Source organism: Bradyrhizobium viridifuturi (assembly GCF_001238275.1).
GTDB lineage: Bacteria > Pseudomonadota > Alphaproteobacteria > Rhizobiales > Xanthobacteraceae > Bradyrhizobium > Bradyrhizobium viridifuturi.
Map to the genome: position 1 here is coordinate 13469 of NZ_LGTB01000042.1, position 21101 is coordinate 34569.

The 21101-nt window shown below is 65.1% G+C and carries 19 protein-coding genes and 2 pseudogenes; 11 read left to right on the forward strand and 10 right to left on the reverse strand.

Annotated elements, in window-relative coordinates:
• Positions 1-999: a cobaltochelatase subunit CobS gene (gene cobS, locus ALC15_RS31615; protein ID WP_050630678.1), complete on the reverse strand. Its 999-nt coding sequence runs from the start codon at positions 997-999 to the stop codon at positions 1-3.
• A 294-nt stretch (positions 1000-1293) separates the two neighbouring features.
• Between cobS and ALC15_RS31620 the strand changes: the two are divergent.
• Positions 1294-1955 (forward strand): annotated as a pseudogene (locus tag ALC15_RS31620) (DedA family protein).
• Between the two features lie 3 nt (positions 1956-1958).
• Here the strand turns inward: ALC15_RS31620 and ALC15_RS31625 are convergent.
• Positions 1959-3181, reverse strand: a pseudogene (locus ALC15_RS31625) (citrate synthase).
• Positions 3182-3257: 76 nt separating this feature from the next.
• On the opposite strand from ALC15_RS31625, the gene ALC15_RS31630 reads away from it, so the two are divergent.
• A complete protein-coding gene (locus ALC15_RS31630; RefSeq protein WP_050630679.1) occupies positions 3258-4352 on the forward strand; it encodes a citrate synthase/methylcitrate synthase in 1095 nt (364 codons plus the stop codon).
• A 192-nt stretch (positions 4353-4544) separates the two neighbouring features.
• Here the strand turns inward: ALC15_RS31630 and ALC15_RS31635 are convergent, their stop codons facing one another.
• A complete protein-coding gene (locus tag ALC15_RS31635) occupies positions 4545-5180 on the reverse strand; it encodes a J domain-containing protein (RefSeq protein ID WP_050630680.1) in 636 nt (211 codons plus the stop codon).
• Positions 5181-5289: 109 nt separating this feature from the next.
• Between ALC15_RS31635 and ALC15_RS31640 the strand changes: the two genes are divergently transcribed.
• Both ALC15_RS31640 and ALC15_RS31645 read left to right on the forward strand, forming a co-directional pair.
• Complete coding sequence (locus ALC15_RS31640; RefSeq protein WP_050630681.1) at positions 5290-5565, forward strand: BolA family protein; 276 nt, start codon at positions 5290-5292, stop codon at positions 5563-5565.
• Positions 5566-5692: 127 nt separating this feature from the next.
• Entirely contained in the window at positions 5693-6142 is a 450-nt protein-coding gene (locus ALC15_RS31645; RefSeq protein ID WP_050630682.1) for a hypothetical protein, read from the forward strand.
• Positions 6143-6186: 44 nt separating this feature from the next.
• Here ALC15_RS31645 and ALC15_RS31650 read toward each other — a convergent pair whose 3' ends face one another.
• The 3 genes from ALC15_RS31650 to ALC15_RS31660 are packed head-to-tail and all read right to left on the reverse strand — an operon-like array spanning position 6187 to position 9286.
• A complete protein-coding gene (locus ALC15_RS31650) occupies positions 6187-7494 on the reverse strand; it encodes an HlyC/CorC family transporter (protein WP_050630683.1) in 1308 nt (435 codons plus the stop codon).
• A 17-nt stretch (positions 7495-7511) separates the two neighbouring features.
• A complete protein-coding gene (gene aroB / locus ALC15_RS31655) occupies positions 7512-8654 on the reverse strand; it encodes a 3-dehydroquinate synthase (RefSeq protein ID WP_050630684.1) in 1143 nt (380 codons plus the stop codon).
• On the reverse strand, positions 8651-9286 hold the full coding sequence (locus ALC15_RS31660; RefSeq protein WP_050630685.1) for a shikimate kinase: 636 nt from the start codon (positions 9284-9286) through the stop codon (positions 8651-8653). Before ALC15_RS31660 ends, aroB begins: the two co-directional genes overlap by 4 nt.
• 144 nt (positions 9287-9430) lie before the next feature.
• Here ALC15_RS31660 and ALC15_RS31665 point away from each other — a divergent pair, with 144 nt between their 5' ends.
• From ALC15_RS31665 to ALC15_RS31695, 7 genes are all read left to right on the forward strand, one after another.
• Positions 9431-9577 (forward strand): hypothetical protein, encoded by a 147-nt coding sequence (locus ALC15_RS31665; RefSeq protein ID WP_016843561.1) that lies wholly within the window; start codon positions 9431-9433, stop codon positions 9575-9577.
• A gap of 17 nt (positions 9578-9594) precedes the next feature.
• Positions 9595-10620, forward strand: a complete 1026-nt coding sequence (gene xerD / locus ALC15_RS31670) for a site-specific tyrosine recombinase XerD (RefSeq protein ID WP_430649212.1) — start codon at positions 9595-9597, stop codon at positions 10618-10620.
• 202 nt (positions 10621-10822) lie between these two features.
• Positions 10823-11785, forward strand: coding sequence for an acetyl-CoA carboxylase carboxyltransferase subunit alpha (locus ALC15_RS31675; RefSeq protein WP_050630686.1), 963 nt, complete (start codon positions 10823-10825; stop codon positions 11783-11785).
• A gap of 229 nt (positions 11786-12014) precedes the next feature.
• A complete protein-coding gene (locus ALC15_RS31680) occupies positions 12015-13487 on the forward strand; it encodes a L,D-transpeptidase family protein (protein ID WP_050630687.1) in 1473 nt (490 codons plus the stop codon).
• Between the two features lie 537 nt (positions 13488-14024).
• The gene (locus tag ALC15_RS31685) at positions 14025-14405 is read left to right on the forward strand and encodes a nuclear transport factor 2 family protein (protein WP_050630688.1); all 381 of its coding nucleotides are present in this window, start codon (positions 14025-14027) and stop codon (positions 14403-14405) included.
• A gap of 235 nt (positions 14406-14640) precedes the next feature.
• Positions 14641-16152 carry a Do family serine endopeptidase gene (locus ALC15_RS31690; RefSeq protein ID WP_050630689.1) on the forward strand — a complete coding sequence of 504 codons (1512 nt, stop codon included), beginning with the start codon at positions 14641-14643 and terminating at the stop codon, positions 16150-16152.
• A 258-nt stretch (positions 16153-16410) separates the two neighbouring features.
• A complete protein-coding gene (locus tag ALC15_RS31695; protein WP_244486338.1) occupies positions 16411-17523 on the forward strand; it encodes a S41 family peptidase in 1113 nt (370 codons plus the stop codon).
• Between the two features lie 191 nt (positions 17524-17714).
• On the opposite strand, the gene ALC15_RS31700 is transcribed toward ALC15_RS31695, so the two are convergent.
• The 4 genes from ALC15_RS31700 to ALC15_RS31715 all read right to left on the reverse strand — a co-directional run bounded on the left by ALC15_RS31700 (position 17715) and on the right by ALC15_RS31715 (position 21101).
• On the reverse strand, positions 17715-17945 hold the full coding sequence (locus tag ALC15_RS31700) for a cysteine rich repeat-containing protein (protein ID WP_050630690.1): 231 nt from the start codon (positions 17943-17945) through the stop codon (positions 17715-17717).
• Positions 17946-18591: 646 nt separating this feature from the next.
• A complete protein-coding gene (locus tag ALC15_RS31705) occupies positions 18592-19293 on the reverse strand; it encodes a branched-chain amino acid ABC transporter ATP-binding protein (RefSeq protein ID WP_050630691.1) in 702 nt (233 codons plus the stop codon).
• The gene (locus ALC15_RS31710) at positions 19286-20020 is read right to left on the reverse strand and encodes an ABC transporter ATP-binding protein (protein WP_050630692.1); all 735 of its coding nucleotides are present in this window, start codon (positions 20018-20020) and stop codon (positions 19286-19288) included. The genes ALC15_RS31705 and ALC15_RS31710 overlap by 8 nt, the downstream gene beginning before the upstream one ends.
• On the reverse strand, positions 20007-21101 hold the full coding sequence (locus ALC15_RS31715) for a branched-chain amino acid ABC transporter permease (protein WP_244486339.1): 1095 nt from the start codon (positions 21099-21101) through the stop codon (positions 20007-20009). The genes ALC15_RS31710 and ALC15_RS31715 overlap by 14 nt, the downstream gene beginning before the upstream one ends.

The following is a 21101-nucleotide window of genomic DNA, read 5'->3' on the forward strand; positions in this document are numbered from 1 at the left end:
CTAGCTGAGCGCCACGTTGACCGAGGATTCCGGCAACTCGACGTTGAAGCAGCGCTGGTAGAACTCGGCGACCAGCGGTCGTTCCAGCTCGTCACACTTGTTGAGGAAGGTGACGCGGAACGCGAAGCCGATGTCGTTGAAGATATCGGCGTTCTCCGCCCAGGTGATCACCGTGCGCGGGCTCATCACCGTCGACAGGTCGCCATTGGCGAACGCGTTACGGGTGAGATCTGCGAGGCGCACCATCTTGTTGACGATGTCGCGGCCTTCCTGCGTGCGATAGTGCTTCGCCTTGGCCAGCACGATCTCCACTTCCTCGTCATGGGCGAGGTAGTTCAGCGTGGTGACGATCGACCAGCGGTCCATCTGGCCCTGGTTGATCTGCTGGGTGCCGTGATAGAGGCCCGAGGTGTCGCCGAGGCCGACCGTGTTGGCGGTCGCGAACAGGCGGAACGCCGGATGCGGCTTGATCACCTTGTTCTGGTCGAGCAGTGTCAGGCGGCCGGAGACTTCCAGCACGCGCTGAATCACGAACATCACGTCCGGGCGGCCGGCGTCGTATTCGTCGAACACCAGCGCGATGTTGTGCTGCAGCGCCCAGGGCAGGATGCCGTCACGGAATTCGGTGACCTGCTTGCCGTCCTTGACCACGATGGCGTCCTTGCCGACGAGATCGATACGGCTGATATGGCTGTCGAGGTTGACGCGCACGCAGGGCCAGTTGAGGCGGGCCGCGACCTGCTCGATGTGGGTCGATTTGCCGGTGCCGTGATAGCCGGTGACCATCACGCGGCGGTTCTTGGCAAAGCCGGCGAGGATCGCAAGCGTGGTGGCGCGGTCGAAGCGATAGTCGCTGTCGACTTCCGGCACATGCGGATCGACTTCGGAATAGGCGGGAACTTCCAGATCGCTATCGATCCCGAAGACCTGCCGAACCGAAACCTTCATGTCGGGCAAGCCGACGGGTTGTTGCTCTTTGGTCTGGACGGCGGTCGTCATTCATCCTCCGAGGTCCCGGGCATTCCCGAAACCAGATTGTAGGGCATTTGGCTGCGGATGGGGTGCTATGCACAAGCCTAGCAGAGAGCATCGGCCGGCAGAAGCCCACGGGCAAATCAAAGTTCCGTTGATGTATCATCAAGATAGGCGCGAAACCCGGTTTTTGGAAGGCTGCTCTGCAAATCCCGCCGTACTTTTGCCGCAGCGCCCCGGCGGCCTGTCCGGCCGGGCACTTTTCAGCCCGGCGCGGAGTTGTTAGCTCTCGTACCGTTTCACCGTCACCCATGGGATTCTGTGACTTCATTCCTTGACCCATTGATCGCGTTCGTTTCAGCCCACGCCTGGCTCGCCTATCTGACGCTGTTTCTGGCCGCCCTGCTGGAAGCCGTTCCGGTGGTCGGCTCGCTGGTTCCGGGCTCGACGATCATCTTGGCGTTGAGCGCGCTGGTCCCGGGCGGCGAATTGAAGCTGTGGCCGGTGCTCGCCGCGGCGGCCTGCGGCGCGATGCTCGGCGACGGCACCGCCTACCTGATCGGCTATCGCAGCCAGCGCGAGATCCTCTCCGCCTGGCCGCTCTCCAACTACCCGCGCGTGGTCGCGCAGAGCGAGGCCTTTTTCAACCGCTGGGGCGTGCTCGCGGTGTTCTTCGCCCGCTTCGTGCCGCCGATTCGCGCCTTCGTACCGATCACCGCCGGCGCGCTCGACATGCCGCCGGCGCGCTTCTACGCGGTCAACATCCCCGCGATCCTGCTCTGGGCGCCGGCGCATGTGCTGCCCGGGGTGCTCGCGGTCACCGCGCTGCACGACTATGCCGGCCTGCCGCATCATCAACACGTCGGCAAGCACCTGTGGATGTTCGCGGTCGCGGCGCCGCCATCATCCTGACGCTGGCGGTCTGGACCATCCGCCGCCGCCATGGCGGCGGCCTGATCGAACCGTCCAAGCCGGCAGAATAAGAGCTAGATGCTATTGGTCGAGCCGGCCCGCCCAGGTGCAGGGCCGACATAACGCGCCCGCGGCCTGATCAGCTTGCCGAGCTGAAGCTGCTCGCTGGCATGCGCGATCCAGCCGACGCTGCGCGCCATCGCGAACAGCGCGAGCTCGCTTCCTGCGGGCATCCGCAACGCATGCACCAGCACCGCCAGCGCGTAATCGATATTGACGAACTCGCCGGTCGCCTCCGCGATCCGCTCCGGCACTTCCCGGGTGAATTTGCGCGGCGCGCCGGCCCGCGTCAGCGCCTCCAGCAGCGAGATCGCGCGCGGATCGCCCTTCTTGTAGACGCCGTGCCCGAAGCCGGCGAAGCGCTCGCCGAGCGCGACCCGCTCACGGACAACAGGCGCAACGTCATTGTCGATCATCGTCCTGACCAGGCGCGAGGCGAGCACGCCGGCGCCGCCATGCATCGGGCCCTTCAGCGCGACGAGCCCCGCGATCACGGCGTCGTATAGATTAAGCCCGGTCGATGCCGCGCAGCGCGCGGTGAAGGTGGACGCATTCAATTCGTGATCGGCGAGCAGCACCAGCGCGCGGCGAATGAGATCCGGCGCGTGCTTGTTGTCGGGCGCCCAGGCCCGCGCCACCTGCTCGTGCAGCGGCTCGGCCGACGGCACGGCGTTCAGCATGGTCGCGACCAGCAGCCGCAAGATGCGCCCGCCGACCATCGCGCGGCCATCGGGCGCGCGGGTGAAGCGCCGGGATCGGCGCTTGCCGCCAGCGCCAGCACCGCGACCGTCCGGTCGATCGGCTGGGCACGGCGCGCGGCCTCGGCGATCGCACGCATTTCATCGGAGACATGCGGGCAATTGTCCGGCGCGAACGGATCGACGCCGGTGACATCCCACAGCAGCGTCGCGGTGTGCTCCAGGGTGTCGCGCTGGGAGAGATCGACGCAATTGACGCCGCGGTAGATCGGGCCCTGCTCGGTGATGGTTGCGATCGCCGAATCCATCACCGGCAAGTCCGCATCGAAATTGCGGAAGCCGCGCGGCTCCGGCGACGGCACGCGGCGCTCCTTCAACCCCCTGATGTCCTCGGCGCGGTAGCGGTGGCTGCGCGAATCCGGCGACGGCTCGGAGCGGATCAGGCCACGGCTGACATAGGCGTAGAGGGTCGCCGGCGAGATCGCGAGCTCGGCGGCGGCCTCGCGGGCGGAGAGGTAAAGCTCGGCGGATTTTTTCATATTGATTTATATAATCAAGATTGATCAACTCGTCGAGTGGCCCGACTTTGAAGGGGTGAAGCAAGGAGATCGGGCCATGAATATGATTCTCACCAAGAGCCAGATCGGTCTGGATGGCGTTCCCGCCGCCGAGACCGTGTTGAGCCATGTCGACGGCGAGCGCGGCGAACTCATCATCGCCGGCGAGCACGTCGCGAGCCTCGCTGGCAAGTCGAGCTTCGAGGGCGTCACCGCGCGGCTGTGGAACGGCGCCACCGGCAAGACGTTGAGCGAAGCCAATGTCCGCGCCAGCCTCGGCGCCGCCCGCGAGCGCGCCTTCGCGCGGCTACCGGACCTGCTGCCGGCGACGCGCGGCATGTCGATCGTCGACGGCTTCCGGGCCGCGATCGCGGGGCTGCGCGGCGAGAACGGGCTGGAGCACGAGGCGACCATTGTCGGCGCCTTCCCGGTGATCGCCGGCGCCCTGGTCCAGCAAGCCAAGGGGCATGATCCGATCGCGCCGGATCCGAATGTCAGCCACGCCGCCGACACGCTGCATATGCTGCTGGGCCGCAAGGCTGTGCCGCGCGAGGTCGCGGCACTCGACGCCTATCTCGTCACAGTCTGCGATCACGGCATGAATGCGTCGACCTTCACCACGCGGGTGATCGCATCGACCCAGGCGGATCTGTTCGCGGCCATCACCGGCGGCTATTGCGCGCTGACCGGCCCGCTGCATGGCGGCGCGCCGGAGCCGGTGCTCGAGATGCTGGATGCGATCGGCACGCGCGAGCGCATCAAGCCCTGGGTCGACGGCGCGCTGGCGCACGGCGAGCGACTGATGGGCTTCGGTCATCGCGTCTATCGCGTGCGCGACCCGCGCGCCGACGTGCTGAAGGTCGCGATCGAGCGCCTCGAGGCCAGCGGTGCCGACCTGCCGTTTGCCGGCGAGGTCGAAGCCTATATCCGCGAAGCGCTGCGAAAGAAGAATCCGGAGCGTCCGCTCGAGACCAATGTCGAGTTCTTCACCGCGATCCTGCTCGATGGGCTGGAGATTCCGCGGCAGGCCTTCACGCCGATCTTCGCGGTGGCCCGCGCCGCCGGCTGGACCGCGCACGCGCTCGAGCAGCGCCGCACCGGGCGGCTGATCCGGCCGAGCTCGTCCTATGTCGGGGCGGTGCCGAAGAGCTAGGAGCTGACCGACGTGATCGACGGCGGAGCTAGATTCTCCGCTGTCGTCCCTGCGAACGCAGCGACCCATACGCCGCGGCCCATCAATTGGGCAATCGGGCAGACATCCTGTGTGAACAATAACCGCTGGTGGTTATGGGCCCCTGCTCCCGTGCGCAATTGTGCACCAGGCAGGGGCGACGAAAGCGATGGCTTACGCCTCGCGCACCACGGTCTTCAGATAGTTGTACGCCTTGATGATCTCGATCAGGCGATCTTCGGTGGAGCGGTCGCCGCCATTGGCGTCGGGGTGGTGCTGCTTGACCAGCGCCTTGTACTTCGACTTGACGTCTTCCAGCGTCGCCCCGGCACCGAGCCCCATCACCAGCAGCGCCTTGCGCTCGGCGTTCATGACCTTGCGGGTCTCGGGCTTGGGCTCCGCGCCGCCCGGCCCGGGGCGCCAGCGCCCGCGGCCGTTGAGCTCGGAGAACATGTGGAACGGATCGGAGGCGGCATCGAGACCGCTCTCCTTCTTGCCGTTGTTGGCACCCATCTTCCAGGTCGGACGGTGACCGGTCAGCGCGTCCTTCTGGTAGCGCGCGACGTCGTCAGGATTCATGCCCTGGAAGAAATTGTAGGACTGGTTGTACTCGCGGACGTGATCGAGACAGAAGTGCCAATACTCGCGCGAATTCTCGCGGCCCTTCGGGGCGCGGTGCGCGCCCTTGTTCTGGCAACCCGCCCACTCGCAGGTCACGGCCTGCTCGCCGGCCTGCGCCTGGCGCTTCGCACTCACCTTGGTCGGCTTGATGCGAATGGAGTCGAAGAATTTTGATGAATCGATCGGCATGATCTCTTTGACTACGCAATGCACAAATCTTCAAGTCTTGACATTGCGCAGACCTCGTTTCCCGTTAGCACCATTGACGAAAAGCCGTCGCGAACCTAACTCCGCCGCCATGAGCACCAAAGACGCTATCATAAACAAGTTGCGTGAAGCTTTCTTGCCCGAAAGCCTCGACGTCGTCGACGAGTCACATCTGCATGAGGGCCACGCCGGCCACAGCCCAGGCGGGGAGACGCATTTCAGGCTATATATTGTGTCTCCGGCCTTCGAAGGGAAGAGCCGGATCGAACGCCATCGCATGATAAATGCGACGCTGGCGCAGGAACTCGCCGGCTCGGTGCATGCGCTGGCGATCCATGCACACGGCCCCGGGGAAAAGCCGCGCTAGCTTGCGCTTGGCTCAAGACGCCACGGCGGTTTTCCGTTATGAGAAAAGGATCTCCGGCGATGGACTTGCTCCATATGTGAGCAGGTGAACGATGGATCGCATCGCCGCACATGATATGGGGCCATTGATGATCCCTTGCTGGCCACGTTTCCGGTCGATCGTCACCGCCGCCGGCCTGCTCCTGATTTGCGCGATGCGCCCGGCCGCGGCGCTGGACATGCCGAGCCCCTTCGTCCAGGAGGTGCTGATCAAGAGCATCCTGGTGTCGCTCAACGATGCGGTGGCCGCGAATAATTTCACCGTGTTCCACGCCAAGATCTCGAAGCCGTTCCGCGACCAGTTTCCGCCCGACAAGCTGCAGACCATCTTCAAGGACCTGGTCGACAAGCACGCAGTGTTCGACGCCGTGGTCGCCAAGCCGATCGTGCTCGATGAGGACGCCAAGATCGACGACAAGGGCGTGCTGCGGCTAAAGGGCCATTTCGACACCACGCCCAAGCAGGTGAAGTATCAGCTCGGCTTCATCCCCTCCGACGGCGCATGGAAGCTGTCGGGCATCTCGATCGACATCGAGTAGCGAGACGCCCCTCCCGAGCCGTCATCCTGAGGATGCCCGTAGCGCTAGAACGCCGTGCCGGCCCGCTTCGGCTTCTTCTCGTCCAGTTCGGCCTCGCGCGGCACCGCGACGATGCGCAGCGCGGTGATGCGGTTGCGCTCGCGGCGGAGCACGCGGAAACGGAAGCCGTGGAAGGTGAAGCTCTGGCCGCGCTCCGGGATCGAGCGCGCCTCGTGGATCACGAGGCCGGCGACCGTGGTAGCCTCCTCATCCGGCAAGCGCCAGTCCATCGCACGGTTGAGGTCACGGATCGGCACCGAGCCGTCGACCACCACGGAGCCGTCCGGCTGCGCCCGCACGCCGGCGACGACGACGTCGTGCTCGTCGGAGATGTCGCCGACGATCTCCTCCAGGATGTCCTCCAGCGTTACCATGCCTTCCACCTCGCCATACTCGTCGACCACGAGGGCGAAGTGGGTCTTGCGGCGGCGGAACGCCTTCAGCTGCTCGGAGACCGGGCGCATCTCCGGCACGAACCAGGGCGGCAGCGCGATCGCGGAGGCATCGATCGCGGACATGTCGCCTTCATTGGCGCGGATCGCCCGCAGCAGATCCTTGGCGTGCAGCACGCCGACGATATTCTCGGGCTTCTCCCGCCACAGCGGGATGCGGGTGTATTCGCTCGCCAGCACCTCGCGCACCAGTTCTTCCGGTGGCAGGTCGGCGTTGACCATGGTCATCTCGGTGCGATGGACCATCACGTCGGAGACCTGCAGCTCGCTGAGGTCCAATAGCCCGCCGAGCATATCGCGGTCCTGCTTCTCGACCTTGCCCTCGTGGTGCAGCAGATCGACCGCGCCGCGCAGGCGCTCGGTCGGCGACAGGATGGCCTGATGCGCACCGATCTTGATGCCGAGCAGCTTCATCAGGGCGCGGACGATGCCTTCGATGATGGTGAGCAGCGGACCGAGCACGAACACCGTCAACCGCATCGGCCGGGCCACCAAAAGCGACACCCGGTCCGGCGCATTGATCGCGACGGTCTTCGGCAGCACTTCCGCGAAGATCACCACCAGCACCGTCATCACGCCGGTCGCGTAGAGCACGCCGACATCGCCGAACCAGGCGGTGAAGATGCCGGTGGCAAGCGCGGAGGCGCCGATATTGGCGATATTGTTACCGAGCAGCAGCGCGCCGATCATCCGCTCGCGCATCGCCATCAGGCTCGAGACCACGGTGGCCTCGCTGTTGCCCTGCTTCGACAGCCGCAACATGCTGGCGCGCGAGGCGCCGGTCAGCGCGGTCTCACTCGCCGAGAAGAAGGCGGAGATGAGCAGGCAGAGCAGCACGATCGAGAAGGTGAACCATCCCACTGATTTGATCCGTGGCTTTAGGCCTTCAGCTTGGCTTGCAGGAAGTCGCGCACCGGCTGCGGCTCGACATTGTTGGCAATCACGGCACGGCCGACCGCCTCCAGCAGGATGAAGGTGAGCTTGCCGCGCTTGACCTTCTTGTCCTGCGCCATCAGCGCCAGCAGCGCGTCGGCATCGGCGAGTCCTTCCTGCGTGAAGCCTGCGATGTCCTGCAGGCGCGTCGGCAGTCCTACCGCGGAAAGATGACGGGCGATGCGGGCCGCATCTTCTGGTGAAATCATGCCAAGCTGCGCCGAGAATTCCGCAGCCAGCACCATGCCGACCGAAACGCCCTCGCCGTGGAACAGGCGGTCGGAGAAGCCGGTCGCGGCTTCCAGCGCATGGCCGAAGGTGTGGCCGAGATTGAGCAGCGCGCGCTCGCCGGTCTCGCGCTCGTCGCGGGAGACGACGCCGGCCTTGGCGCGGCAGGAGGTTGCGATGGCGTGCTCGCGCCCGGCGCCGCCTGTGAAGATGTCGGCGTGATTCTTTTCGAGCCAGGCGAAGAACGCCTCGTCGCCGAGGATGCCGTATTTCGCGACCTCGGCGTAGCCGGCGCGGAACTGGCGCGGCGATAGCGTGTCGAGCACGGAGGTATCGGCGATCACCAGCACCGGCTGGTGGAAGGCGCCGATCAGGTTCTTGCCCTGCGGCGAGTTGATGCCGGTCTTGCCGCCGACCGAGGAATCGACCTGGGCGAGCAGCGAGGTCGGCACCTGCACGAAATCGACGCCGCGGCGCAGGATCGCGGCCGCAAAGCCCGCGAGGTCGCCGACCACGCCGCCGCCGAGCGCAATCACGAGATCATTGCGCTCGATCTTGGCTGCGATCAGCGCTTCGCTGACCTGTGTCAGCGTGGCGTAGCTCTTCGAGCCCTCGCCCTCCTCGACGACGATCCGCGACGTCGGCACGCCCGCGGCCGCGAGCGACGCTTCGGTCGGCTCCAGCCAGTGCTTGGCGACGGTGCGGTCGGTGACGATGGCGGTGCGCACGCCGGGCCGCAGCGCCGCGACGCGTTCGCCGAGGGACTGCAGCACATCGCGGCCGATGACGATGTCATAGGCGCGGTCGCCGAGCGCGACATCGACGGTAACGGAGGCGGAGTGTTTCAAGGGCGCAGTCATGAGGTCGCGTTCAATCCATCAGGTGGTGGCTCGCCATCCGGCCTCACGCCGCACAGATGCGCATGCAGGGCCGCGAGGCATTCGTCGACGATGCGGTCATGCGGCACGTCGCGCGAGGCGATCGTCAGGTCGGCGCTCTTGTAGACCGGCTCGCGCTCGCTGAGCAGGCGGTTGACGGTCGCCTCGGGGTCGGCGGTCTGCAGCAGCGGACGATCGGCACGGCGGCGGACCCGGCGCATGATGATATCACTGTCGGCCTTGAGCCAGATCGAGATCGCACGGTCGCGGATCCGGTTGCGGGTCTCCTCGCGCATGAAGGCGCCGCCGCCGGTCGCCAGCACGATCGGGCCGCTGTCGAGGATGCGGGCGATCACCCGCGCCTCGCCGTCGCGGAAATAGGCCTCGCCATGGGTCTCGAAGATCTCCGGGATCGTCATGTCGGCCGCCGTCTCGATCTCGGTGTCGGCATCGGTGAACGGCAGCTTGAGCCGCGCCGCCATGCGCCGGCCGATGGTCGACTTGCCGGCCCCCATCATGCCGACCAGCACGATCGACCGCGGCCCCAGCGCGGCCGTGATATCGGCCTCCAGGGTCGGGTGGGTGGTGGGCGCCGGGACGGCTGCGTCGGACATCAAAAAGCTCGGATATTGGGACGAATTGTTCAGAATTCGAGCCACCTATACTACCCCCGGCGACACCGTTACCAGCGACTCTTGCAACCGCGCGGGGAACATGTTGGATGATTTCATTGGTTAATCGCCGCCCGAGTCGCCTCCATGCCCAGCCTGTTCCGCTTCCTGACGGTCGTCGCCGTGATTTTCGGGATCGGCTACGGCATCGTCTTCGCGCTGGCGAATTTCGTGCATCCGAAGCCGCGGGAAATGACGGTGACCATCCCGCCGGATAAGTTCCTCAAGAAATAGGCGCTATGAGTCTTGGCATGACCGCTTCCGCCAAGATCACCAAGACAGCCGCCAGGGCCGACACCAAGACCGGCACCAAGACCCCGGCCAAGACCCTGCCTAAGTCCTCCGACGCCAAGCTGACGGCGCTGTTCCTCGACATGCTGGCCGCGGAACAGGGCGCAGGCAGCAATACGCTCGACGCCTACCGGCGCGACCTCACCGATTTCTCCGACTATCTCGGCCATGCCGGCGCCGATTTCACCAGCGCCGACACCGAGGCGCTGCGCGGCTACCTCGCCGATCTGGACACGCGCGGCTTCAAGTCGACCAGCGTGGCGCGGCGACTGTCGGCGATGCGGCATCTCTACCGCTTCCTGCTCAATGAACGGATCCGCTCCGACGATCCGGCCGCGATCCTGTCCGGCCCGAAGCGCGGCCGCGGCCTGCCCAAGGTGCTGTCGATCTCCGACGTCGACCGCATGCTGACCCGTGCCAGGGAGCTGACCCAGACCGACGTCTCGCCGGCGCAGCGGCTGCGCGCATTGCGGCTCTATTGCCTGCTCGAGGTGCTCTACGCCACCGGCCTGCGCGTCTCCGAGCTGGTGTCGCTGCCGGTCTCCGCGGCGCGGCGCGATGCGCGGATGATCGTGGTGCGTGGCAAGGGCAACAAGGAGCGGCTGGTGCCGCTGAACGATGCCTCGCGCCAGGCGATGGCGGATTACCTTGCGGCGCTCGAGGTGATAACGCCGAAGGCGAAGAAGGCCGCACCATCGAAATGGCTGTTTCCCTCCTCCGGCGAGAGCGGCCATCTGACCCGGCAGCATTTCGCCCGCGACCTGAAGGAGCTCGCGAGCGCCTCGGGCCTCGCACCGCGGCTGGTCTCCCCGCACGTGCTGCGCCACGCCTTCGCCAGCCATCTGCTGCACAACGGAGCGGACCTGCGCATCGTGCAGACCCTGCTCGGTCACACCGACATCTCGACCACCCAGATCTACACCCATGTGGTCGAGGAGCGGCTGAAGAGCCTGGTCCGCGACCTGCATCCGCTGGCGGAGAAGTAAGTCCAGCGCCCGCCGGACATCGATACCGTCACCTGATCCGCCTTGACTTCCGCACCATCTCCGCAGAAAGAGCGTCACCTGCCTGCGATCCCGAAGCGTGCATTCCGCCGGAATGCGCGTTAACCAATTGAAGTTACAAAACTTCTCTTCTCTACGCCAAAACCGCTTCGCCCCTCGCACCGTTCCTCCCTATATTGAGTTGATGCCCGACCCGATGCGCAGCTATCTCGACTTCGAAAAACCCGTCGCCGAGCTTGAATCCAAGATCGACGAGTTGCGCACGCTTGCCGCAAGCGGCAGCGACATCGGCGACGAGGTCGCGCGGATCGAGGACAAGGCGGCACAGGCGCTCACCGACCTCTATGCCAATCTGACGCCATGGCAGAAGACGCTGGTGGCGCGGCATCCGCAGCGGCCGCACTTCACCGATTTCATCGGCGGCCTGATCACCGAATTCACGCCGATGGCCGGCGACCGCAAGTTCGCCGACGACGAGGCGCTGATCGGCGGCTTCGGCCGCTTCCGCGGCGAGAGCATCTGCGTGGTCGGCCAGGAGAAGGGCGCCACCACCGACAGCCGCATCAAGCACAATTTCGGCATGGCGCGCCCCGAAGGCTACCGCAAGGCGGTGCGCCTGATGGAGATGGCCGATCGCTTCGGCATCCCGGTGCTGTCGATCGTGGATTCCGCCGGCGCCTATCCCGGCATCGGCGCCGAGGAGCGCGGCCAGGCCGAGGCGATCGCGCGCTCGACCGATGCCTGCCTGTCGCTCGGCGTGCCCAATATCGCGATCGTCACCGGCGAAGGCATGTCGGGCGGCGCCATCGCCATCACCACCGCCAACCGCGTGCTGATGATGGAGCACGCGATCTACAGCGTGATCTCGCCGGAAGCGGCGTCCTCGATCCTGTGGCGCGACGGCACCAAGGCGCAGGAAGCCGCCAACAGCATGAAGATCACCGCGCAGGACATGCTGCGCTTCGGCGTGATCGATCAGATCCTGAAAGAGCCCTCCGGCGGCGCGCATCGCGACCCCGCCGCGATGATCGCGACCACCGGCGATGCGATCGCCCAGGCGCTCAACGACCTACGAAATCTTGATCCGGACGCGATTCGCAAACAGCGGCGCCAGAAGTTCCTCGACATCGGCCGCAAGCTGGCCTGACCCACCCAAATCTCCGGATTTTTCGTCCAAATTAGCCGGTTTTGCCGTAATTGGGCCCCGAGCCGGGTCTTTAACGTTCCTTGAACCATGCCTGCTACCGTGAAGGCTGTCAGCCCCGGTTCAGGTTGCGAGCAGGGGTGGTCGAAGGCTAATATTTTACACAATGGCTTCAGGGCATATTCGCCGTGTTGGGGTCGCGAAAATCGCCCGGTGGGTGTGGAGCTCGGACTTGACTCATCGCACGCTCGTACGCGCGCTTCTGACTTCGGCGGTGCTCGCCGCAGGCGTCATGCTCGCCGGTTGTGACAGCGACCAGATCTCGCTCGCCCAGAACGCCAAGGCCAACCAGCCGGTCCCGCCAAAGCTCGTCGCCGCCATGGCCGAGAAGGACATGGACCTGCAGTCGCCGATCCTGGTGCGGTTGTTCAAGCAGGAGGCCGAGCTCGAGGTCTGGAAGCAGACCCGCTCCGGCCAGTTCGCGCTGCTCAAGACCTACCCGATCTGCCGCTGGTCGGGCGATCTCGGCCCGAAGGTCCGCGAAGGCGACCGCCAGGCGCCCGAGGGATTCTACTCGATCAATCCGAGCCAGATGAATCCGCAGTCGGCCTATTATCTGTCGTTCAACACCGGCTATCCCAACGCCTTCGACAAGTCGCTCGGCCGTACCGGTTCGGAGCTGATGGTGCATGGCGACTGCTCCTCGCGCGGCTGTTACGCGATGACCGACGAGCAGATCGCGGAGATCTATTCGCTCGGCCGCGAGTCCTTCTTCGGCGGCCAGAAGGCGTTCCAGTTTCAGGCCTATCCGTTCCGGATGACCGCGGTGAACATGGCCAAGCACCGCAACAATCCGAACATGCCGTTCTGGAAGATGATCAAGGTCGGCAACGATCATTTCGAGGTGACGAAGCAGGAACCGAAGGTCGATTTCTGCGAGAAGAAGTACGTCTTCGACGCGGCGAAGCCGGCCGACGCGACACGCGATCCGGTGTTCAATGCATCGGCAAAGTGCCCGGCCTATGTGATCCCCGAGGAGATCGCGAGCGCGGTACGCGAGAAGGAGCAGCGCGACGACGCCGAGATGGCCAAGCTGGCCGCCAAGGGCACGCCAGTGGCGCGCCTCAACACCGGCATCGACGGCGGCATGAACGCGATCTTCGCTTCGAAGATTCCAGAAGGAAACACCGGCCTGTCCGAAGGCGGCGACAGCCAGGCGCTGGCATCGATGTCGCTGGCGCGCGCCCCCGGCACGATCCCCGGCACGGTCAATCCGCCGCGGCCCAACCTCGCGGTCCAGCAGGAAGAGCCTGTCGTGGCGACGACCTCGTCGACCTCGGTCGCGACAGCGACAACGCCCGCGGCCAACACCCGCGTCGCTTCGGCAAATGCGTCGGACAAGTCCGAAGGCTTCTTCTCGAGCTTTGCCCGCAAGGTCGGCATCGGCGGCGCCACTGCCGACGCCAGCAAGACCGCCGCGCCGGCCGCGGCCGCACCGGCCAAGCCGAAGGTCGCCGAAGCCAAGCCGCAATCGGTTGTGCGCGTCGCCCCGAAGGCCGAGCCGAAGGTCACCGCCAAGCCCGCACCGAAGCCGCAAGTCGCCACCGCAGCCGCACCGGCGGCGACATCGTCGACCCAGCTCGCCGGCTCCGCACCTGTGGTGCAGACCAACTCGTTCGACACCCGCTTCTCCGCGGTGAAGTAAGCGCGGCTGGCGCACCGCCGCGAGTCGCTGGCGATAAGCATTCCAAACAGCACACGATGTCGTTCCCTGCGAAAGCAGGGACCCATAGCCACAGGGCTGCGCCGTTGGAGCGCGCTGTGGCTACAGCTTGGCAAGGCCGTTTGCATTCGTGGTTATGGGTCCCGGCTCAAGGCCGGGACGACACCGAATGTGTTGCGCGGCCTCCGGGTCATGATTTCGCGTTCTCGCGGCGCAGCACGTTCGGACTTGCATCTTGTTTCGTCGCTTCGTGAACAGAGGGCGCAGGGAAAGCTGGCATAGAGCCGCGCCTCTCTCCCTCGTCATTCCGGGGCTCGCGAAGCGAGAGCCCGGAACACATAAAGCCACAGGTTTCGGAGATGAATGGATTCCGGGCTCGACGCTACGCGCCGCCCCGGAATGACGAAGAGGCAGCGAGAGTGACTTCGCATCACCCTAATGTCGCCACCACATTCCTCTTGCCATGGGGGCGCGGACGATCGTCAGATGACGCACGCGGGAACAGCCGGAGAGATTGCCATGGACGATCAAGCCGTACGCGCGGCGCTGCAGCGCCATTGGGAAGCTTCTGATGCCAGCGATTTCGAACGCGAGCATGACATCTACCGTGACGATGCCGTGCTCGACTATCCGCAATCCGGCGAGCGTATCCGTGGCCGGCGCAACATTCAGCAAAGCCGCACGGTGCAGCCGAACAAGAAGCGCTTCTCGATCCAGCGCATGATCGGCGGCGGCGATCTCTGGATCACCGAATACATCCTCACCTATGACGACAGCCCGTCCTACGTGGTGAGCATCATGGAATTCCGCGACGGGCTGGTCGCCCACGAAACTCAGTATTTCGCCGAGCCGTTCGACCCTTCGCCTTCGCGGGCACATCTCGTCGAGCGCGTCGGCTGAACGTAGCTCCGCACCGGATCGAGGCGCCGTCGCCTGCACACGTCGCCATTTTCATTCGCCGCGGTGTCGCGCGTCTTCTCGGCGCGAGCCCGGACATCTATTCGCGCGTTCGCCAAGCCTTACCGCGAATTTAGCAACCTATCCCACGAATTAATCCATCGGACAGGACGCCGTAATGCGGCGACGATATTTTTTTGTCAGCGATACGAGGCAATCACACTCAGGAGAAAACATCATGCGAGAGGACAATAATCAGGACCGCCGGCCATCCTCGCAGCGCATCGCGCTGCTCGGTTCAGTTGCAATGATCGGTGCGGCCATCGCGGTCGCGGGACCGCTGGCGCATCAGCCATTTGTCGAACAAGCCTTTGCCGCGGCTCCGACGTCACAGACGCAAGGCCCCGCAGGCTTCGCCGACCTGGTCGCGAAGGTGAAGCCGGCCGTCATTTCGGTTCGAGTGAAGCTCGACGAAGAGAGCAACGCAAACGGAGCCGACGCAGAAGGCCTGCCGCCGTCCTTGCAAGGCACGCCCTTCGAGAAGTTCTTCCGACAGTTCGGTTCCGACGGCAATCCGGGCGGCAAACTTCAGCACCATGAGATCACCGGCGTCGGCTCCGGCTTCTTTATCTCTGCGGACGGTTATGCCGTAACCAACAATCATGTCGTCGACCATGCCAAATCGGTGCAGGTCACGACGGATGACGGCACGATCTATACCGCGAAGGTGATTGGCACCGATCCGAAGACGGACCTTGCGCTCATCAAGGTCGACGGCAAGTCGGATTTCACCTTCGTCAATCTCGAGAGCCAGATTCCACGCGTCGGCGACTGGGTCGTGGCGGTCGGCAACCCCTACGGCCTTGGCGGCACCGTGACGGCCGGCATCATCTCGGCCGAAGGGCGCGATATCGGCGCCGGGCCCTACGACAACTACATCCAGATCGACGCGCCGATCAACAAAGGCAACTCCGGCGGACCGACCTTTGATACCAATGGCAACGTCGTCGGCGTCAACACCGCGATCTATTCACCGTCGGGCGGTTCGGTCGGCATCGGCTTCGATGTGCCGGCACCGACCGTCAAGATGATCGTCGCCCAGCTCAAGGAGCACGGCACAGTGACGCGCGGCTGGCTCGGCGTGCAGGTGCAGCCGGTCACGACAGGCATCGCCGAGAGCCTCGGCCTGAAGCAGGCCCGGGGTGCGCTCGTCGACGAGGCCCAACCGGACACGCCGGCGGCGCAAGCCGGTATCAGGCCAGGCGACGTGATCACGGCGGTTAACGGCAACGCGGTCGAGGACTCGCGGACGCTTGCGCGAGAGATTTCAGGGATGGCCCCCGGCAGCTCAGCGAAGCTCGACATCGTTCGCAAGGGCGAAGGGCAGACGCTGACGGTGACGCTCGCCAAGATGCCAAACGAGACCAGGAAAGTTGCCCGGGCCGATGAGTCCGAGCAGGGCTCATCGAAGGGCGTCCCCCATCTCGGTATGTCGGTCGCTCCGGCAGGCGACGTCGGCGGCGCCGGCAACAGCGGGGTCGTGGTCACGGCGATCGAGCCGGACGGACCGGCGGCCGAGCACGGCCTGCAATCCGGCGATGTCATCCTTGCGGTCGGAGGCAAGAACGTCAGCTCGGCAGCCGACCTCCGCAACGCGCTCTCGGAAGCGAAGTCCGAAGGCAAGCATGACGTTCTGATGCACGTGAAGACGTCCGACAATACCCACTTCGTCGCCATGCCGATCGGCTAGGCATGACTTCGACCTGCCGTCGCGTGTTCTCCAGGCGCGACGGCAGGGGCTCAACATCAGGAAGGCCGCCGCGCTTCGTGCGGCGCGTTCACGTGCTCAACTCTCCAACCGCGCGGGCAAGCCATGAAAATGAAGACATCCCATCTGCGCACGATCGGAATCGTTTGCGCGGCATCGGCCGCCCTGGCCGGCCTGGCGCTGGCGTCGGAGGTCGCTGCCGGCCCTTCCAGGGCCGATCTCGCGCTTCTTGCGGGCGTGATGCAGCTCGTGCAGCAGGACTACGTGCATCCGGTCGATTCGCGCCAGCTCACCGACGCGGCGCTGAAGGGGATGCTGTCGCGTCTCGATCCACACTCCTCCTACATGACCGAGGCGGAATTTCGTGAGTCCAGAGAGGACATTAGCGGAAAGTTCGGCGGCGTCGGCCTCAAGGTCACCGATCACAACGGGTCGCCGACTGTTCTATCGCCGATCGACGATACGCCCGGTGCCCGTGCAGGCTTACAACCGGGCGACGAGATCGTTTCGGTCGACGGCCAGACCACGCGCGGCGTGGACCTGATGGAGGTGATCAGAAAGATTCGCGGGCAGCCGGGAACGACCGTGACATTGACGATCCAGCGCGGCCGCCAGTCACCGTTCGAGGTTCCCCTCACGCGGCAGATCATCAAGGTCCACAGCGTCAAGTCCAGGCTGGAACCGAATGACGTGGGATATCTGCGGATCAGCGAGTTCGGCGAGGAGACGCCGAACGAACTTCACCAGGCCATCTCGACGCTGCAGCACGACGCGGGCGGCAAGCTGGCCGGCCTCGTCCTCGACCTCAGAAATGATCCCGGCGGCCTGCTCGCTTCGGCTGTCGATGTGTCGAGCGATTTCCTCAACGGCGGCACCGTCGTTTCGATCCGTGGGCGCAACGCCAACGACGATCAATTGTTCACGGCCCCGGCAACGAGTGCCCTGCTCCCGGACACTCCAATGGTGGTTCTCGTCAACGGCGCCTCCGCGTCGGCATCCGAAATCGTTGCAGGGGCGCTGCAAGACCGGCATCGCGCGACCGTGATGGGAACGCAGAGTTTCGGCAAGGGATCCGTGCAGACCATCATTCCAATCAAGGATCATGGTGCCTTGCGGCTGACAAGCGCGCTCTACTACACGCCGTCAGGCGCTCCATTCAGGGTGACGGGATTACACCTGACGTTCTCGTCGAGGCGGCCAAGGACGAGCAAGTCGCGAACTCGCTGGTCTGGCGCGAAGCCCAGCTCCACGGTGCATTCGCCAATCCGGGGGTGCTGCCAAAATCCGACGCCTCGCCGGCCGCGAAGGGCGCATCTGCTGAAGCAGCCTCGCCACCGATCAAGGAGCAGCTGATCGGGAGCGATCGGGACACCCAACTCAAGGCGGCGCTGAAATATCTCGAGCGCTTGCCGGCCGGAAATCCGGCCATCATCCACACCAGCGTGCCGGGATAATCCAGCAAGGCTCGGGAACACGAGCATCGTCGATCGCAGCCGGCACGGAAGCCACGAGGCGCCGTTCGGGAAGTTAACCGCAAGCGACGGCTACATGCCGTGGCTCTCGAACACCTTCTTGCAGCTTCGGCTCAGGCTGTCGCGGTTGGTCTGAAGACAGTTCTGCACGGCGCCGTCATTGCCGAGGTCCTTGCGGCAGAAGCGCTGTGCATCGCGCGAACACGCCTTCTGTTCCGCCGAGGTGCCGGCATGCTGCGCGAGCGCGGCGCTGCTGTTCATCGCGGCAACGGCAAGAAAGGCTGCAATCGAAAAATAACGCATCGGTGAAGTCCTCCCGCGGCCCAACGGCGGCGGAGACATTTCGTTCCTTGGGGGAACCGGATCCGCGCTGCTTCGCGGACGAGCCCGCGCCCGAGCGGGTAGCGGCCGGCAGCAAGAAAACACGTCGAGAAAAATAGGCTCTGCCTCAATCAGAACCGGAATGCCCTGGAGTAACGGGTCGTCGTCGAACCCTACCTTTCATCTGTGGCTACCGGCATTGCCTCGTTGTCCGGCACACGGTCATTCGCCATCGCTTCGATTATCTCGATGATACGTCGTCGTGCAGCACGATCGCGGATCGAGCGAAAGGCCCGAAGCAGCCGGAACGCGTCCGCTGCGTCTCTTGCCTGCCGTTCCTTCGTCAAGAGTGTCCCCGCATGATCCGGTCGATCCAACAAGCGCAGGAACCGATCGCGGTCCCGAGCTACCGGACGCCCAACAGGAATTCAGCATTCCCTTGCCGGGCCTGCGTTGACCTTCGTCAAAAACGGAAACCGTGTTGCCGGCGCTGATCCTCGGCCGGACCGAAACAACCGGAGCCGACCCGGACGTGTCGGGGACCACTGCGCCAAAGGCCTTTGCGAGCGGGAGCCGGGCCGGCCGCGATCTCGACGACCTTCGGTACCGTGACCCGTTCGCTGCGCCGCTACGGCGCCAGATACCGCAGCAATTCCGGATCGCTCCGCACCTTGCCCGCCTCGCCCTGCAGCGCGACGCGGCCGCGATCGAGCACATAGGCGTAGTCGGCGACGCGCAGCGCGAGGTCGAGATGCTGCTCGACGATCACGACCGAAATGCTTTTCGCGAGCTCGATCAGCCGCTCGGTGATCTCCTCGATCACGCCGATCCAGACGCCTTCGGTCGGCTCGTCCAGCAGCAGCAGTTTCGGATTGCCGAGCATGGCACGGCCGATCGCCAGCATCTTGCGCTCGCCGCCGGACAGCGTGCCGGCTGGCTGCTCGAGCCGCTGGCCGAGCTTCGGGAAGATCGCCAGCACGCGATCGACGGCACTGGCGTCCGAATTGGACAGCGAGCCGACGGCGAGGTTGTCGCGCACCGACAGGCGGGCGAACACCGAATGCTCCTGCGGCACATAGCCGATGCCGGACCGCACCCGCTCCTCGGTGCGGCGGCGGGTGATGTCGCGACCGTCGAAGTGCAGTTCGCCTTGCGAGCTCGCAAGCTCGCCGACGATGGTCTTCATCAGCGTGGTCTTGCCGGCACCGTTGCGGCCGAGCACGGCGACGCCGCCGCGCCAGGGAATGCCGATGTTGACATCGAACAGGACCTGGCTGCGGCCATAACCGGCATCGAGATGCCTGATATCGAGGAAGGATTGGTCAGGCACGGCGAAGATAAATCTCCTGGACGTTCTTGTTGGCCTGGATTTCCGCAACGGTCCCCGACGCCAGCACCTTGCCCTGGTCGAGCACGGTGAGGCGGTCGCAGATGTCGCGGATGAAATCGAGATCGTGCTCGACGATGACGAGCGAGCAATGCTGCTTGATCGGCTGCAGCAATTCGCCGGTGACGCGGCGCTCCTCGAGGCTCATGCCGCCGGTCGGCTCGTCCAGCAGCAGAAGCCGTGGCTTGCCGGCAAGCGCCATCGCGATCTCGAGCCATTGCTGCTGGCCGTGCGACAGCGCCGCCGCGGCATCATGCGCGCGATCGGCGAGCCGGAACTGGGTCAGCATCGTCATCACCTGATCGTGCAGCTTCCTGCGGGTGCGCGACAGCACGAGATCGAACAGCGAGCACTGCGCCTGCAGCGCCAGCAGGATGTTGTCGTACAGCGTCAGCGTGGGGAGCACCGAGGTGATCTGGAATTTCAGGCTCATGCCGGCGCGGGCGCGCTCGGTCGGCGTGAACGCAGTGATGTCGGTGTTGACGAAGGAGACCTTGCCCGTGGTCGGCACCTCGGCGCCGGCGACGCATTTCATCAGCGTGCTCTTGCCCGAGCCGTTCGGCCCGATCAGGCCGTGAAACTCGTTCTCGCCGACGGTCAGCGCCGCACCGTCAAGCGCGGTGAGCTTGCCGAATACCTTACTGATCCCTTGCGCTTCAAGGAGCGGCATTGCCGGACTCCTTTGGCGCCTTGCCGAAGCTGCCGACCCGTTCGCGCTCGCCGAGCACGAAGGAGATCAGCCCGAGCGGGCGGAACATGATCACGAGCAGCAGCAGCACGCCGAGGATGATCGGCCAGACGTCGCGGTAATTGTCCGACAGCCAGAACGACACGCCCTCGATGATCACGGTGCCGATCACCGCGCCGATCAAGGTGCCGGAGCCGCCGAACAACACGTAGAGCACGACCTGGGTCGAGAACACGACACCCAGCATGTTGGGCCAGACGAAGCCCTCGTGGAAGGCATAAAGGCTGCCGGCGAGGCCGGCGATGGTGCCGCCGACCGCGAAGATGATCGCCTTCAGGTGCTGGGCCTTGTAGCCGAAGAAGGCGATGCGCTGCTCGTTCTCGCGCAGGCCGGCGAGCGCGAGGCCGAATTGCGAACGCACCAGGAAGCGGCAGAGCAGATAGACCACGACGAGGATGCCGAGCACCATGTAGTAGTAGACTGGCCCCTCCTCGAACTCGTAGCTGCCGAGGGTCAGCGGCGGGATCGACGGGATGCCGTTCTGGCCGCCGAGATAGTACCAGCCGCGCGCCAGCCGGTCCGCGGCATAGGAGCCGGTCAGCGTGCCGAGCGAGACGAAGATCACGCTCGAAGGATAGCGCCCGAGCAGCAGGAAACCGCCGAGCAAGAGCGCCGCGCTGAGGCCGATCAGCGTGCCGGCGGGCAGGATCAGCAGGATCGAGGTGACGTTGAGGTCACGCGCCATCAGTGCCACGCCGTAGCCGGCGGCACCGAAGAACAGCGCCTGGCCGAAGCTCATGATGCCGGCATAGCCCCACACCAGATCGAACGACAGCGCGAACAGCGCGAGGATCACCACACGGGTGGCGAACACCGTGAGATAATCCTGCAGCACCCATGGCAGGACCAGTGCAATCAGCAGCACCAGCCCTTCCACGATCGGCAGGACCTTCCATCCTGCCGATGCCTGTCCCGCCGGCGCGCGTGCGGCCGGTGCACCTTCACCCGTCACGACATCTGGTTCCTCACCGACGCGTGCGACGGCCTCGCTTGCTCCACCCAT